General features: G+C 72.7%; 15 protein-coding genes. 6 read left to right on the top strand and 9 right to left on the bottom strand.

All coding sequences use genetic code 11. The features are described from left to right. Positions 1 to 263: 263 nt before the first annotated feature. The 6 genes from trxA to VGD70_RS06875 form a co-directional block, all read right to left on the bottom strand. Positions 264 to 611, bottom strand: a complete 348-nt coding sequence (gene trxA, locus VGD70_RS06900) for a thioredoxin (protein WP_331079263.1) — start codon at positions 609 to 611, stop codon at positions 264 to 266. Beyond that, complete coding sequence (locus VGD70_RS06895) at positions 608 to 1,003, bottom strand: MerR family transcriptional regulator (protein WP_331079261.1); 396 nt, start codon at positions 1,001 to 1,003, stop codon at positions 608 to 610. The genes trxA and VGD70_RS06895 overlap by 4 nt, the downstream gene beginning before the upstream one ends. A 102-nt stretch (positions 1,004 to 1,105) precedes the next feature. Further along, complete coding sequence (locus tag VGD70_RS06890; RefSeq protein WP_331079259.1) at positions 1,106 to 1,441, bottom strand: YciI family protein; 336 nt, start codon at positions 1,439 to 1,441, stop codon at positions 1,106 to 1,108. Between the two features lie 111 nt (positions 1,442 to 1,552). Then, on the bottom strand, positions 1,553 to 2,896 hold the full coding sequence (locus tag VGD70_RS06885; protein WP_331079257.1) for an SPFH domain-containing protein: 1,344 nt from the start codon (positions 2,894 to 2,896) through the stop codon (positions 1,553 to 1,555). A 132-nt stretch (positions 2,897 to 3,028) separates the two neighbouring features. After that, positions 3,029 to 3,457, bottom strand: coding sequence for an NfeD family protein (locus tag VGD70_RS06880; RefSeq protein ID WP_331079255.1), 429 nt, complete (start codon positions 3,455 to 3,457; stop codon positions 3,029 to 3,031). A 35-nt stretch (positions 3,458 to 3,492) separates the two neighbouring features. Next, on the bottom strand, positions 3,493 to 4,314 hold the full coding sequence (locus VGD70_RS06875; protein WP_331079254.1) for a DUF3097 domain-containing protein: 822 nt from the start codon (positions 4,312 to 4,314) through the stop codon (positions 3,493 to 3,495). Between the two features lie 82 nt (positions 4,315 to 4,396). On the opposite strand from VGD70_RS06875, the gene VGD70_RS06870 reads away from it, so the two are divergent. The 3 genes from VGD70_RS06870 (at position 4,397) to VGD70_RS06860 (ending at position 7,469) form a co-directional block, all read left to right on the top strand. Continuing rightward, the gene (locus VGD70_RS06870) at positions 4,397 to 4,915 is read left to right on the top strand and encodes an RNA polymerase sigma factor (protein WP_331079252.1); all 519 of its coding nucleotides are present in this window, start codon (positions 4,397 to 4,399) and stop codon (positions 4,913 to 4,915) included. Continuing rightward, positions 4,912 to 5,853, top strand: coding sequence for a VOC family protein (locus VGD70_RS06865; RefSeq protein ID WP_331079251.1), 942 nt, complete (start codon positions 4,912 to 4,914; stop codon positions 5,851 to 5,853). Before VGD70_RS06870 ends, VGD70_RS06865 begins: the two co-directional genes overlap by 4 nt. Positions 5,854 to 5,918: 65 nt before the next feature. Continuing rightward, positions 5,919 to 7,469, top strand: coding sequence for an alkaline phosphatase D family protein (locus VGD70_RS06860; RefSeq protein WP_331079249.1), 1,551 nt, complete (start codon positions 5,919 to 5,921; stop codon positions 7,467 to 7,469). 439 nt (positions 7,470 to 7,908) lie between these two features. Here VGD70_RS06860 and VGD70_RS06855 read toward each other — a convergent pair whose 3' ends face one another. Further along, a complete protein-coding gene (locus VGD70_RS06855; protein WP_331079247.1) occupies positions 7,909 to 8,868 on the bottom strand; it encodes a YafY family protein in 960 nt (319 codons plus the stop codon). A 63-nt stretch (positions 8,869 to 8,931) separates the two neighbouring features. Here VGD70_RS06855 and VGD70_RS06850 point away from each other — a divergent pair, with 63 nt between their 5' ends. Continuing rightward, on the top strand, positions 8,932 to 10,128 hold the full coding sequence (locus VGD70_RS06850) for an epoxide hydrolase family protein (RefSeq protein ID WP_331079245.1): 1,197 nt from the start codon (positions 8,932 to 8,934) through the stop codon (positions 10,126 to 10,128). Positions 10,129 to 10,139: 11 nt separating this feature from the next. After that, complete coding sequence (locus VGD70_RS06845) at positions 10,140 to 11,246, top strand: winged helix DNA-binding domain-containing protein (RefSeq protein ID WP_331079243.1); 1,107 nt, start codon at positions 10,140 to 10,142, stop codon at positions 11,244 to 11,246. Between the two features lie 153 nt (positions 11,247 to 11,399). Here the strand turns inward: VGD70_RS06845 and VGD70_RS06840 are convergent, their stop codons facing one another. Both VGD70_RS06840 and VGD70_RS06835 read right to left on the bottom strand, forming a co-directional pair. After that, a complete protein-coding gene (locus tag VGD70_RS06840) occupies positions 11,400 to 12,191 on the bottom strand; it encodes an SCO1664 family protein (RefSeq protein ID WP_331079241.1) in 792 nt (263 codons plus the stop codon). Position 12,192: 1 nt separating this feature from the next. Further along, the gene (locus tag VGD70_RS06835; RefSeq protein ID WP_331079239.1) at positions 12,193 to 12,765 is read right to left on the bottom strand and encodes a DUF3090 domain-containing protein; all 573 of its coding nucleotides are present in this window, start codon (positions 12,763 to 12,765) and stop codon (positions 12,193 to 12,195) included. Positions 12,766 to 12,885: 120 nt separating this feature from the next. On the opposite strand from VGD70_RS06835, the gene VGD70_RS06830 reads away from it, so the two are divergent. After that, the coding region (locus tag VGD70_RS06830; RefSeq protein ID WP_331079237.1) for a prolyl oligopeptidase family serine peptidase at positions 12,886 to 14,296 on the top strand (1,411 nt) is incomplete at its 3' end.

The raw sequence follows: 14,296 nt of genomic DNA, 5'->3' as shown, positions 1-14,296 counted from the left end.
CGTTACGTCCCGGCGAATGGTGCGGGTGTCGGGGTGGGTGGTGGCTGGGTGCCGTCACGGTCCCCTGAGGTCCCGGTGGTCGGCACAGGACTTCACCCGATGATCTACGAGACACCTAGTCCGCCTCCCCGGGATTTACAGTGTGCGTTGGGTCCCGGCGGATGGTGTGGGTATCGGGGTGGATGGTGGCTGGGTGCCGTCACGGTCCCCTGAGGTTCCGGTGGTCGGCGCAGGACTTCACACGATGATCTACGAGACAGGCCTTAGCGCTCCAGGGCCGCGTCGAGGTCGGCCACCAGGCGGGACTTCGGGCGGGCGCCGACCATCGTGTGGATCGGGTGGCCGTCGCGGAACAGGATCATCGTCGGTAGGGACATCACCTGGTAGTCGATGGCGGTTCGCTGGTTCTCGTCGGCGTTGATCTTGCGGATGGTGAGTGTGTCGGCGCGTTCGCCGGCCAGCTCGGTGAGCATCGGGGCGATCATCCGGCACGGGCCGCACCACGTCGCCCAGAACTCGACCAGCACGGGCTTGTCACTGGCGAGGACCTCGGCGGCGAAGGTCTCGTCGGTGACGGCGGGAACGGCGGAAACAGCGGGGACAGTGGTCACTGGGGCTCCTGGGTCGGGACGGTGCACGGGTCGGCGGTGAAGCCGGTGAGCGCGCGGGTGAGCTTGTCGTGCAGTTCGGCGCGGACGGCGGCGAGGCGGTCGATGCAGGCGTCGACCTCGGCGAGCTTGCGGCGGTAGACCTCGATCGAGCCGACGCACGCGTCGCCGGAGTCGTGGCCGGCGCGCAGGCACTCGACGAACGGCCGGGTGTCGTCGAGGGTGAGCCCGACGGTCTGCAGCGTGCGGATCTCGGTGACGAGCCGCAGGTCGTCCTCGTCGTAGTCGCGGTAGCCGTTGGCCGAGCGCTGGGCCGTGAGCAGGCCCTGCGACTCGTAGAACCGCAGCGTCCGCGTGGTGGTCCCCGTCCGCCTGGCGAGCTCGCCGATGCGCATGCACCCGAGCGTAAACATTGCCCCCGACGTCAAGGCAAAACAAACCTCGCGAGCGGCGCCGGCGCCACGGCCCCGAGCGTGCCCGGCCCTACAGCGCGGCGGTCAGGCGGTCCAGAACGGCCGGACCTCGACCATGCCGAGCTTCGCCATCGGGTGCTTCGACGCCACCTCGATCGCCTCGTCCAGGTCGGCGCAGTCGACGATGTCGAAGCCGCCGATCTGTTCCTTGGTCTCGGCGAACGGCCCGTCGGTGACCATGAGCAGGCCGTCGCGCACCCGCACGGTCGTCGCGTCGGCGGGGTCCTGCAGACGGTTGCCGGCCGAGCGGATCCCGCGCCGGGTCATCTCGTCGACCCACGGCTGGGCGTCCAGCTCGTCGGGCTTGTGCGCGGCCGGGTCGAACGCGCCGTCGGTGCAGATCATCAGCAGGTACTTCACGGGTGGTCCCTTCCATCGAGTAATACCCCACCGACGAACGGCCGCGGCCCGTATCGACCGCGGCCGGAAAAGAAATGTCCCCGCCACGAAAGCCGTGGCGGGGACCTCGGATCAGTAGCCGGGCGGGTCGTCGGACAGCTCGGTGGACTCCGGTGGCCGGCCGGTGCCCGGCGGCCGGTACGCATCCTCCGCCGGGGGCGGCGGGGTCTGCTGCGCCTGCGGGGCGGCTGGCGGCTCGGGCGGCGGGGCCACCGGCCGCGGTGCCGGCGGGATGTCCTGCGGCGGGGCGACCGGCGCGGCCGGCCGTGGGGTGAGCGCCGGCGGGGATGACGAGCGGGGGCCGGTGCCGGTGGTCAGCGGGCCGGGCACCTCCTGCCGGGCGACGGCCTCCGCGGCCCGCACGGCTTCGGCGACCTTCGGGTCGGTGGACGTGTCGAACCAGCTCTCGATCTCGGAGTCGTCCTGCGCGGGCCTCGACGACGGGTCGTAGGCCGGCGGCTCGTAGCGGAACACGCCGTCCTCGCCCGGCGCGCCCAGTGCCCGCGCGAAGCCCTCGAGCGCCTTGCCGAAGTCGTTGGGCACCATCCACACCTTGTTGGCGTCGCCCTGCGCCATCTGCGGCAGCGTCTGCAGGTACTGGTAGGCCAGCACCTCCGGCGTCGGCTTGCCGGCCTTGATCGCGTCGAACACCTTCTCGATGGCTTTGGCCTGGCCCTGCGCCTGCAGATACCGGGCGGCGCGCTCACCCTGGGCACGCAGGATCCGCGACTGCCGCTCACCCTCGGACGCCAGGATCGCCGCCTGCTTGGCACCCTCGGCGGAGAGGATCTGGCTCTGCTTCTGGCCTTCCGCGGTCTTGATCGCCGCTTCCCGGGTGCCCTCCGCGGTGAGGATCATGGCGCGCTTCTCCCGGTCCGCGCGCATCTGCTTCTCCATCGAGTCCTGAATGGACGGTGGCGGGTCGATGGCCTTGAGCTCGACCCGGGCGACCCGGATGCCCCAGCGGCCGGTGGCCTCGTCGAGCACGCCACGGAGCTGGCCGTTGATGGAGTCGCGGGAGGTGAGCGTCTCCTCCAGGCTCATGCCACCGACGACGTTGCGCAGCGTCGTGGTGGTCAGCTGCTCCACACCGACGATGTAGTCGGAGATCTCGTAGACCGCGTCGCGCGGGTTGGTGACCTGGAAGTACACGACCGTGTCGATCGACACGGTCAGGTTGTCCTGGGTGATCACCGGCTGCGGCGGGAACGAGACCACCTGCTCGCGGCGGTCGATCCGCGCGCGCACCCGGTCGAGGAACGGCACCAGGAAGTTCAGGCCCGGCTCGGCCGTCGACCGGTATCTGCCGAGCCGCTCGACCACAGCGGACATCGCCTGCGGAATCACCAGGATCGACTTCACCACGACCGTGAGTACGAACAAAACCACGACCACGACGATGATGAGAATGGTCAACGTGCCTCCACTCCGGCTCGGGTTGGCGCCTCCTGGTCAGCGCCCGAAAAGTAGATCACAAGATCGACCCGAACCTGTTCATACGACGACCGCGTCCCACCAGAAGTTGGACGCCGTCACCTGAATGCCCCCTCACTCGGAGTCCGCCAGCACCACCGCGGTGGCCCCCGATATCTCCACGATGGTGACCGACGCCCCGGCCGCGATCGGCGGCTGGTCGTCGAAGGCGCGGGCCGACCAGATGTCGCCGTCGAGCTTGACCTGGCCGCCCTGCTGGTCGACCTCCGACACCGCGACCGCCTTGCGGCCGATGAGCGCGTCGGCGTTGGTGTGGATCAGCGCGCCGTGCATCCGCTTCTTGAGCCAGGGTCTGGCGAAGGTGACCAGGCCGATCGACACGACGGCGAACACGACGGCGGCGATGATCGTGTTGCCGGTCGCCCAGTCGGCGGCCGCCCCGAACAAGGCGCCGACGCCGACCATGAGCAGGAAGAAGTCACCGGAGAGAATCTCGGCAGCCATCAGCGCGATGCCGCCGATGAGCCATAGCAGCGCGGCCATGGCTCCATGATCTCAGAGTTTCGGCCTCGCGGTCACTACTCCTCACCGGTGGTGACGAAGTCGATGAGCCGCTCCACGGCGCCGATCAGCGGGGTCTCGAGGTCCTTGTAGCTGCGCACCCGGGACAGGATCCGGCGCCAGCCGTCGGCGGGCTCGCCCCAGCCCAGCGCCTCGCACACGCCCTCTTTCCACGGCAGGCCACGGGGAACCACCGGCCACGCCGTGATGCCGACCGACGCGGGCCGCACCGCCTGCCAGACGTCCACGTACGGGTGGCCGGTGACCAACACGTTCGGGTCGGCCAGCTCGTCGACGATCCGGGACTCCTTGCTGCCGGCCACGAGGTGGTCGACGAGCACGCCGAGCCGCCGGCCCGGGCCGGTGCCGAAGTCGGCGACCCGGCCGGGCAGGTCGTCGATCCCGTGCAGCGGCTCGACCACCACGCCCTCGACCCGAAGGTCGTGCCCCCACACGCGTTCCACGAGCTCCGCGTCGTGGATGCCCTCGACCCACAGCCGGCTGTCCAGCGCCGTGCGCGCGGTGTGCCCCTGGACCCGCACCGATCCCGACGCGGACACCGTCGGCGCCGGGGCCGGCGCGGCGGCGGGACGGGTGAGCGTCACCGGCTTGCCGTCGATGAGGAAGCCGGCCGGGGTGAGCGGGAACAGCCGGTGGCGGCCCTGCCGGTCCTCGAGCACCACGTGCCCGTGCTCGAACCGGGTGACCGCACCGCAGAAGCCGCTGGCCGGGTCCTCGACCACGAGCCCAGGCTCGGCCACCACCTCGGGCACCGGGCGCCGGTTCGGCTTGCGGGACAGGATGTCTCCGCCGTAGCGGTCGTAGCTCTGCGAACCCACGACGGCGACCTTACTGATCTTTCGGGTGAAAACTTCGGCACCTGCCCGTCGGAGTGTCGGTCCCCCGGACGACTATCGGGATGTGAGCACGCCAGGTGTGGCGCCCGACCCGGCACTCGGGCTGCTGGAGCTGTACGACGACGCGCTGCCGCACGTCTACGGCTACCTGCTGGCCCGCTGCCGGGACGCCACCCTGGCCGAGGACCTCGCCGCCGAGTCGTTCCTCGCCGCCGTGCACGCCCTGCGCAAGCCGGGCGCGCCGCCGCCGTCGGTCCCGTGGCTCATCGGCGTCGCCCGGCACAAGCTCGCCGACCACTGGCGGCGCGTCGAGCGCGAGCAGCGTGGGTTGCGGCTGCTGGACGGCGAGCCGGAGGAGGTCGAGGACCCCTGGGACGTCGCGGTCGACGCCATCCGTGCCCGCGAGGTGCTCGGCAGGCTCGGCCCGCACCACCGGGCCGCGCTGACCCTGCGCTACCTCGACGGGCTGCCCGTCCCCGAGGTGGCCCGGCACCTCGACCGCACCGTGCACGCCACCGAGGCGCTGCTCGTGCGGGCCCGGTGCGCGTTCCGCCGCAGCTACGGAGAGGAGGGCTCGGCATGAGCGACCCGTTCGAGGCGGCGTTCGAGGCGGCGTTCGACGCACTGCGCGAGCCCGTCGTCCCGGTCGACCCGGACCCCCGATTCGCCGCACGGCTGCGGGAGCAGCTCACCCGCGCGGTGCTCGACCAGCAAGGACTCCACCAGCAAGGAGCAGACATGACCACTACCCAGACCGTGCGGCGCGAGCCCGCCTGGCCGCCCTCGCTCGCCCCGTACATCGTCGTGTCGGACGCGCGCCGCGCGCTCGCCTGGTACGCCGAGGTGCTCGGCGCGCAACAGCGCGGCGAGCCGCACGTGGACACCGACGGCACCATCGGGCACGCCGAGCTCGGCCTCGGCGACGCCGTGCTGATGCTCTCCGAGCCGTCGGACCTCTACGCCGACGTGCCGGTGGCCGCGCCGGACGCGCCCACCACGTTCAGCCACACCCTGCATCTGGAGGTCGCCGACGTCGACGCCACCACCGACCGGGCCCGCCGCCGCGGTGCCGCGGTGGAGCGCGAGCCGGCCGACGAGCCCTACGGCCGTCGTTCGATCATCGTCGACCCGTTCGGCCACCGGTGGCTGCTCCTGCGGCCGCCGGCGCGGGCCACCCGGTTCCGGCAGGGCGACGTCGCGCGCGTCACGATGATCGCCGCCGACCCCGGGCGGACCAAGGCGTTCTACGAGTCTGTCCTGCAGCTGCCGTTCACCGCGGGCAGCCAACCCGGCGCATGGCGCGCCGACGACACCAACCCGCCGCTCGGCCTGTGGTCACCCGAGGGGGTCGAGCCGCAGGTGCAGCTGTGCTTCCGGGTCGACGACATGGCCGCGGCGCTCGGCCGGGTCCGCGCGGCCGGCGGCACCGCGGCCGACGCCGAGCGCAAGCCCTACGGCCTGCTCGCGGAGTGCACCGACGACCAGGGCACGCGGTTCCAGCTGTGGGAGCCCCCGGACTGAAACGTCATTCACTGGCCAACCGGAGTTGGCCCCCACGCCGGCCGCCGGGGTTGGACACTGCGTCCATGACCATCGATCGAGGTGTCACCCGGCGGACGCTGCTGCGCGCCGGAGGGGCCGGGGCGGGCATCGCCGCGGCCGGACTCGCCCTGCCGGGCATCGCCACGGCCACCCCGGCGCTGGGCCGGTCGCGGCCCGTCCTCACCCACGGCGTGCAGGCCGGCGACGCCACCACCGACGGCGCCATCATCTGGACCCGCGCCGACCGGCCCGCGCGGATGCTGGTGGAGCTCGCCGACGACGAGCGGTTCCGGCGCTCCCACACGGTGCGCGGGCCGGTGCTCACCCCGGACACCGACGGCACCGGCAAGCTGCGCCTCACCCACCTGCCGGCCGGCCGCGAGGTGCACTACCGGGTCGTCGCGGAGGACCTCGACGGCCGCGGCCGCAGCGAGGCGCTGGCGGGCTCGTTCCGCACCGCGCCCGTGGGCCGGGCCGACGTGCGGTTCACCTGGTCCGGGGACGTCGCCGGGCAGGGCTGGGGCATCAACCCCGACATCGGCGGCATGACCGCCTACCGGGCCATGCTCGACCGCCGGCCGGACTTCTTCCTGCACAGCGGCGACACCGTCTACGCCGACGGCCCGCTCGCCGAGTCGGTGACGCTGCCCGACGGGCGGGTGTGGCACAACATCGTCACGCCGGCGAAGACCAAGGTCGCCGAGACGCTGGCCGAGTACCGCGGCCAGTTCGCCTACAACATGCTCGACGAGAACGTCCGCGCGTTCGCCGCCCGGGTGCCCTCGATCGTGCAGTGGGACGACCACGAGGTGCTCAACAACTGGTACCCCGGCGAGATCCTGGACCTGCCGCAGTACACCGAGAAGCGCGTCGACGTCCTGGCCGCGCGCGCGTTCCAGGCGTTCCACGAGTGGCAGCCGATCGACGCCCGCCGGGCCGTGGACGGGCGGGTCTACCGCAGCTTCTCCTACGGCCGGCACGTCGAGGTGTTCGTGCTGGACATGCGCACCTACAAGGACGCGAACACCGCGCCGCGCGACCAGCCCGGCGTGATCCTCGGCGAGCGGCAGGCCCGCTGGCTCGTCGACGGGCTCGCCCGCAGCACCGCGACGTGGAAGATCGTGGCCGCCGACCTGCCGATCGGGCTCACCGTGCCGGACGGCGCCGACATCGAGGGGGTGGCCAACGGCCGGCCCGGCGCCCCCGGCGGCCGCGAGCACGAGCTGGCCGGCGTGCTGCGCTCGCTCGCCCGCCGACGGGTCCGCAACGTCGTGTGGCTCACCGCGGACGTGCACTACACCGCCGCGCACCACTACTCGCCGGACCGCGCCGCGGTCGCCGACTTCGACCCGTTCTGGGAGTTCGTGTCCGGCCCGCTCCACGCGGGCGCGTTCGGCCCGAACGCGCTGGACCCGACGTTCGGCCCGGAGGCGGTGTTCGTGCACCACCCACCGGCGGCGAACGCGTCACCGCTGGAGGGCTACCAGCACTTCGGCGAGCTCGACATCGACGGCCACAGCGGCGACCTGACCGTCCACCTGCGCGACGGCAAGGGCACGTCCCTGTGGTCGACAACCCTGCGGCCCCAGCGCTAGCCCGCCTCCCAGGGATTAAAAGTGTGCGTTGCGTCCCGGCGAATGGTGCGGGTATCGAGGTGGATGGTGGCTGGGTGCCGTCACTAGTCCGCCTCCCCGGGATTTAAAGTGTGCGTTGCGTCCCAGCGGATAGTGCGGGTATCGAGGTGGGTGGTGGCTGGGTGCCGTCACGGTCCCCTGAGGTGCCGGTGGTCGGCGCAGTCGGCGCAGGACTTCACACGATGATCTGCGAGACAGGCCTTAGTCCTTCGTGGCGACCAGCATCGCCAGTGCGGTAGTCCGGCCGGGTCGCGGCCGCTCGGGTAGGTCACCGGGCCGAACACGTCGATGATCGTCGGCGTGACGTCGGTGCCGGTGGCCTTCGCGAGGCGGAGGAAGCCCTCGACACCCACCTGACCGGCCTGTTCGGCCCGGTCTGATCCTTGCTTGCCCGAGCAAGCTAGGAACCGCCGGCCGCCCGGCCGAACAACCCTGCCAGCGCCCGCACCTGCGCCACCAGCTCCGGCGGGGACAGCACCTCGAACTCGAAGCCGAGCTGCGCGATGTGCACCGGGAAGTCCGCCAGGTTCGGCCCGCCGACGTGCAGCAGGCAGCTGTGCTCGTCGACCGCCTCCACCACGCCGGACGCCGGGCTCACCCGTTCCGCCGCGGCCTCGGCCGGCGCGTGCAGCCGGATCGTGGCCTGCACGCGGTAGGGCGCGGTCGAGATCGCCCGCGAGATGTAGGCCGCCACGTCCTCCTCCGGCGGGTCGCGTGGCGGGAAACGCGGACCGGGCGTCGGCGTGCCGTCGATCCGGTCCACCCGGAACGTGCGCCACCCGGCCGGCTCGCGGTCCCACGCCAGCAGGTACCAGCGGCGCCCGGTGCAGGCCAGCCGCACCGGCTCGACCAGGCGCCGGCTGAGCGTGCCGTCGGCGCGGGTGTAGCGCAGCCGCAGCGACTCGTGGTCGCGGCAGGCCGTGGCGAGCAACGTCAGCAGCGCCGGGTCGACGGTCGGGCCCCGCGCGGCCAGTGACACCGTGGCCGCGCCGACCGCGTTCACCCGCCGCCGCAGCCGGGACGGCAGCACCTGCTCGAGCTTCGCGAGCGCCCGCACGGACGTCTCCTCGATGCCGGCGATCGTGCCGTTGGCCGCGGTGCGCAGGCCGACGGCGACCGCGACCGCCTCGTCGTCGTCGAGCAGCAGCGGCGGCATCGCCGCGCCCGCCTCCAGCCGGTAGCCGCCGGCCGCACCCGGGGTCGCGGTCACCGGGTAGCCGAGGTCCCGCAGCCGGCCGATGTCGCGCCGCACGGTCCGCAGCGTCACGTCGAGCCGCGCCGCGAGCCGCGGCCCGGTCCAGTCCCGGTGCGCCTGCAGCAACGACAGCAGCTTCAGCAGCCGCGCCGACGTCTCCCACATACCCGGAATCCTCGCAGACAACGATGACCGGAGCTGTCGCCATTGGCCGATAGCGTCCCGACCATGAGGAACACCGAGAGGAACACCGAGAGGAACACCGGGACGAACACCGAGACGAACATCGGGATCCGCCCCTTCCGCATCGACATCCCGCAGGCCGACCTCGACGACCTGAACCGGCGCCTGGCCGCCACCCGCTGGCCCGACGAGCTGCCCGACGTCGGATGGACCCGCGGCGTCCCGCTCGGCTACCTCAAGAAGCTGACCGAGCACTGGCGGACCGGCTACGACTGGCGCGCGCAGGAGAAGCTGCTCAACGAGCTGCCCCAGTTCGTCACCGAGATCGACGGCGCGACCGTCCACTTCGCCCACGTCCGCTCCCCCGAGCCGGACGCGCTGCCGCTGGTTCTCACCCACGGCTGGCCCGGCTCGATCGTCGAGTTCCTCGACGTGGTCGGCCCGCTCGCCGACCCCCGCGCGCACGGCGGCGACCCGGCCGACGCCTTCCACCTGGTGATCCCGGCGCTGCCCGGCTTCGGCTTCTCCGGCCCCACCCGCGAGGCCGGCTGGCACCCCAGGCGGATCGCGCGGGCCTGGGCCGAGCTGATGCGCCGGCTGGGCTACGACCGCTACGCCGCGCAGGGCGGCGACTTCGGCGCGCTCGTCACCCCCGACCTCGGCCGGGTCGACGCCGAGCACGTGATCGGGCTGCACGTCAACGCGGCGACGGCCGGCTTCATCCCGTTCGGCGACGTCGACGAGGAGACGCTGACCGACGTCGAGAAGGCCCGCTGGGCGCGCCAGCAGCTCTACCAGAACGACGGCAACGCCTACTTCCAGCTCCAGGCCACCCGCCCGCAGACCATCGCCTACTCGCTCGTCGACTCGCCGGCCGGCCAGCTCGCGTGGATCGTCGAGAAGTTCAAGGAGTGGACCTACCCGGCCGCCGGCCTGCCCGAGGCGTCGCTCGACCGGGACCGGATGCTCACCAACGTCATGATCTACTGGCTCACCGGCACGGCGGGCTCCGCGGGGCGGATCTACCACGAGGTCATGCACGCCGCCGAGTGGCCGTACCGCACCGAGGTGCCGACCGGGGTGGCCGCGTTCGCCGAGGACATCCCGATCCGGCGCTACGCCGAGGAGACCAACACGATCACGCACTGGACCGACTTCGACACCGGCGGGCACTTCGCCGCCATGGAGGTGCCCGGCCTGCTGGTCGGCGACGTGCGAGAGTTCTTCCGCGGGCTGCGCTGAGGAGGGTGACGGTGGAGGTTCTGAGCCTGCGGGCGGTCAACCGGGCGACGCTGGCCCGCCAGCTGCTCGTCGAGCGGGCGGCACGCACCGCCGAGGAGGCGGTCGAGCACCTGGTCGGCCTGCAGGCGCAGGCGCCGTTCCCGCCCTACACCGGGCTGTGGACCCGGCTGGCCGGCTTCCGGCCGGAGCACCTCGCCGACGCGCTGCTGGAGCGCCGGGTCGTGCGGGTCGTGCTGATGCGCGGCACCGTCCACCTGGTCACGGCCGCCGACGCGTGCTTCCTCCGCCCACTGGTCCAGGTGATCATGGACCGCGACCTGGGCACCAACACCCTGCACGCGCGCCACCTCGCCGACGTGGACGTCGCCAAGGTCGCCGACGCCGCCCGGCTCGCGCTCGAGGAGCGGTCCCTCACCGCCAAGGAGCTGGGCGGGGTGCTGGCCGAACGCTGGCCCGACGTCCCGCCCGGCTCGCTCGCCCACGCCGCCCGCGGGCTGCTCGCGCTGGTGCAGGTGCCGCCGCGCGCGGTGTGGGGCCGCGCCGGGCAGACCGCGTACCGCACCACCGAGCACTGGCTCGGCCGTCCGCTCGACCCGGCTCCGGAGCTGGCCCGGCTGGTGCGCCGTTACCTCGCGGCGTTCGGCCCGGCGACGGTCAACGACATCCAGGCGTGGTCCGGGCTCACCCGGCTGCGTGAGGTCGTCGAGCCGCTGCGCCCGGAGCTGCGGGTGTTCGCCGACGAGCAGGGCCGGGAGCTGTTCGACCTGCCCGACGCGCCGCGGCCCCCGGCCGACCTGCCGGTGCCCGTGCGGTTCCTGCCCGAGTTCGACAACCTCCTGCTGTCCCACGCCGACCGCACCCGGGTGATACGTGAGGAGCTCCGCAAGCGGCTGTTCGGGGTCAAGAACGGCGTGTTCCCGGGCACCTTCCTGGTCGACGGGTTCGTGCGGGGCGCGTGGCGGCTGACCAAGCAGCGGAAGGCGGCGACGCTGACGATCACACCGTGGGCCACGGTGTCCAAGCGGGACACGGCCGCGCTCGTCCGGGAGGGCGCGCGGATGCTCGAGTTCGCCGCCGCCGACGCGCAGACGCGAGATGTGGTGATGGCGCCGGACTAAGGCGTGTCTCGTAGATCATCGGGTGAAGTCCTGCGCCGACTGCGCCGACTATCGGAACCTCAGGGGACCGTGACGGCACCCAGCCACCATCCACCTCGATACCCGCACTATTCGCCGGGACGCAACGCACACTTTTAATCCCGGGGAGGCGGACTAGAACGCCGGCCACGGGATTGCGCGGTAGTCCGCCCCCGGCGTGGGGAACACGGCGGTCCGCTCGAGCTCGTCGAGCCGGGCCCGCAGGGCGCGGATCTCCGCGCGGGTCAGGTGCTCGGCCAGCGACTCGGCCAGCGCCGGCATCCCGGCGCGCAGCGTGCCGAGCATCTCCAGCACGTCCTCCGGCAGCGGCTCGCCGACCCAGCCCCACAGCACGGTCCGCAGCTTGTGCTCGGTGTGCAGGCAGATGCCGTGGTCCACGCCGTAGACGTTGCCGTCGGTGGCGTGCAGCACGTGGCCGCCCTTGCGGTCCGCGTTGTTGATCAGCACGTCCAGCGCGGCCATCAGCCGGATGCTCGGGTGGTCGGAGTGCGCGAGGACGGCCGGCTCGCCGAAGCGGTCGTGGGCGCGCAGCACCCGGCGCCACCCGGGCGGCACGTCCTTCGGTGCGACCACGTCGACGAGGTCGTCGCCCTCCTTGGTGTCCACCCACAGCTGAACCATGCCCGGGCCGAACGGGCCCGCGCGCAGCACGGTGGGCGGGACCAGGTGGACCCCGGCCGCCTCGGAGACGAGGTACGCGCCGATCTCGCGGCCGGCGAGCGTGCCGTCCGGGAAGTCCCACAGCGCGCGCTCGCCGGACACCGGCTTGTAGACGCAGTGCGCCACCTCGCCCGCGCCGCTGATCTCGCAGAACAGAGTGGCGTTGGACGCGTCGACCAGGCGGCCCTCGACCTCGATGCGACCGCGGGTGAGCAGCTCGGCGACGGCCGGATCGGACGGCAGCAAGTTATTCCGTCTCGTCCTCGGTGCGCCGGTACCCGTTCTGCCGCGGGCACACGTGCCCGGCGGGGTCCAGCGGCTCACCGCACAACGGGCACGGCTTGCGGCCGGCGTTGAGCACCCGGTCGGCCCGCTCCGCGAACGCCCGCGCCTCGGCCGGGGTGAGGAACACCCGCACCGCGTCCGGGCCCTCCTCGGTGTCGTCGAGCACGACCGACTCGTCGACCTCGCCCTCGGTGATCGCGAGCAGCTCGATGACCACCGCGCGGGTCTCGGAGTCCCAGCCGAGTCCCATGGTGCCGACCCGGAACTCCTCCTCGACGGGCACCTTCAGCGGGTCGGCGTCGACCTGGTCCTCGGGCGTCTCCTCCGGAAGGTCGGCCCCGAAGCGCCGGTGGACCTCCTCCAGCAGCGACCCGATGCGCTCGGCGAGGACGGCCATCTGCTGCTTCTCCAGCGTGACGCTGATGGTCCGGGCGCTCTCCGAAGCCTGCAGGTAGAACGTACGGTCGCCAGGTTGACCGACCGTCCCGGCGACGAACCGATCGGGCTGGCGGAACACATGAATGACACGAGCCATGGCACCTCCGACCCTACGGCAAACAACGCAGCCGAGCAGGCCTGTTCCCCCCGGCACGACGATGTTGGGCCAACGTTATCGGAGGTCACAGTCGGGAGCCGAACCGTTAGAGTTTCGCGCGTGGTGAAGATCGCACAGTTCGGGAGCTGGGAGTCGCCGTTGGGCGCCGCTGCGGTGGCCGCGTCGGGCGGTGAGCCGAAATGGGTCGACGTGCACGGCGGCCGGGTCTGGTGGGCCGAGACCCGGCCGACCGAGGGCGGCCGGGTGACGTTGCTCCACGAAGGACCCGACGGTCACCCCATCGAGGTGCTGCCGGCGCCGTGGAACGTCCGCAACCGGGTGCACGAGTACGGCGGCCGCCCGTGGACCGTCCTCGACGGCCCGCACGGCGAGCTGGTCGTCTTCACCAGCTGGGCCGACCAGCGGCTCTACGTCGTCGAGGTCGGCGCGCCCGGCACGCCGCGGCCGCTCACCCCGGAGCCCGGGCGCCGGCACGGTGCCCGGTACGCCGACCTCTCCCCCGGCCCGGACGGCACGGTGCTGTGCGTGCGCGAGACGGTCACCGGCGACGGGCCCACCGACCTCCACCGCGACCTGGTCGCGATCCCGCTCGACGGCGGCGAGGCGCGCGTGCTCGCCGCGAGCCACCGGTTCATGACCGGCCCGCGGCTCTCGCCGGACGGCACCCGGATCGCCTGGATCGGCTGGGACCACCCGCGCATGCCGTGGGACGGCACCGAGCTGTGCGTCGCCCCGCTCGCCGACCCCGGCACCCACGCGGTGCTCGCCGGCGGGCCGCGGGAGAGCGTGTGCCAGGTCGAGTGGGAGTCGGCCGGCTCGCTGCTCGCGCTGTCCGATCCGGACGGCTGGTGGAACCTGTTCCGCATCGGGCTCGACGGGTCGAGCCGCAACCTCGCGCCCGCCGCCGAGGAGCTCGGCGGTCCTCTGTGGACACTCGGCATGCGCTGGTTCGCCCCGCTGGGCGAGGGCCGGCACGCGATCCTGCGGTCCGGCCGGCTCGCGGTGCTCGACGAGCAGGCCGCGACGGTGACCGATGTGGACACCGACCGGACGGTGTGGACACCGGACCTCGCGGTGGTCGACGGCGCGATCGTGTCCGCGGCCGGCGGGCCTGCCCGCGACCTCGCCGTGGTGAAGCTCGACGGCGCGACGCTCACGACGCTGTCCGCCGAGCGCACCGACCTGCCCGACGAGGTGTACCTGCCGGTGCCCGAGGAGCGGCTGTTCGCCGGCCCGGACGGCCGGCAGGTCCCGGCGCTGGTGTACCCGCCGCGCAACCCCGGGTTCGCCGGGCCGGAGGGCGCCGCGCCGCCGTATCTCGTCTACGCGCACGGCGGGCCGACCGGCAAGGTCCGCGGCACGCTGAACGTCGAGATCGCGTACTTCACCAGCCGCGGCTTCGGCTACGTCGCGGTGAACTACGGCGGCTCGGCCGGTTACGGGCGGGCGTTCCGCGAGGCGCTCAACGGCGAGTGGGGCGTGGTCGACGTGCACGACTGCGCCGCGGTCG

The organism is Actinophytocola sp. (assembly GCF_036402745.1).
In the GTDB taxonomy this organism is placed as follows: domain Bacteria; phylum Actinomycetota; class Actinomycetes; order Mycobacteriales; family Pseudonocardiaceae; genus Actinophytocola.
Note: the sequence above shows the minus strand (reverse complement) of the source record. Positions and strands in the feature narration are given on the sequence as shown.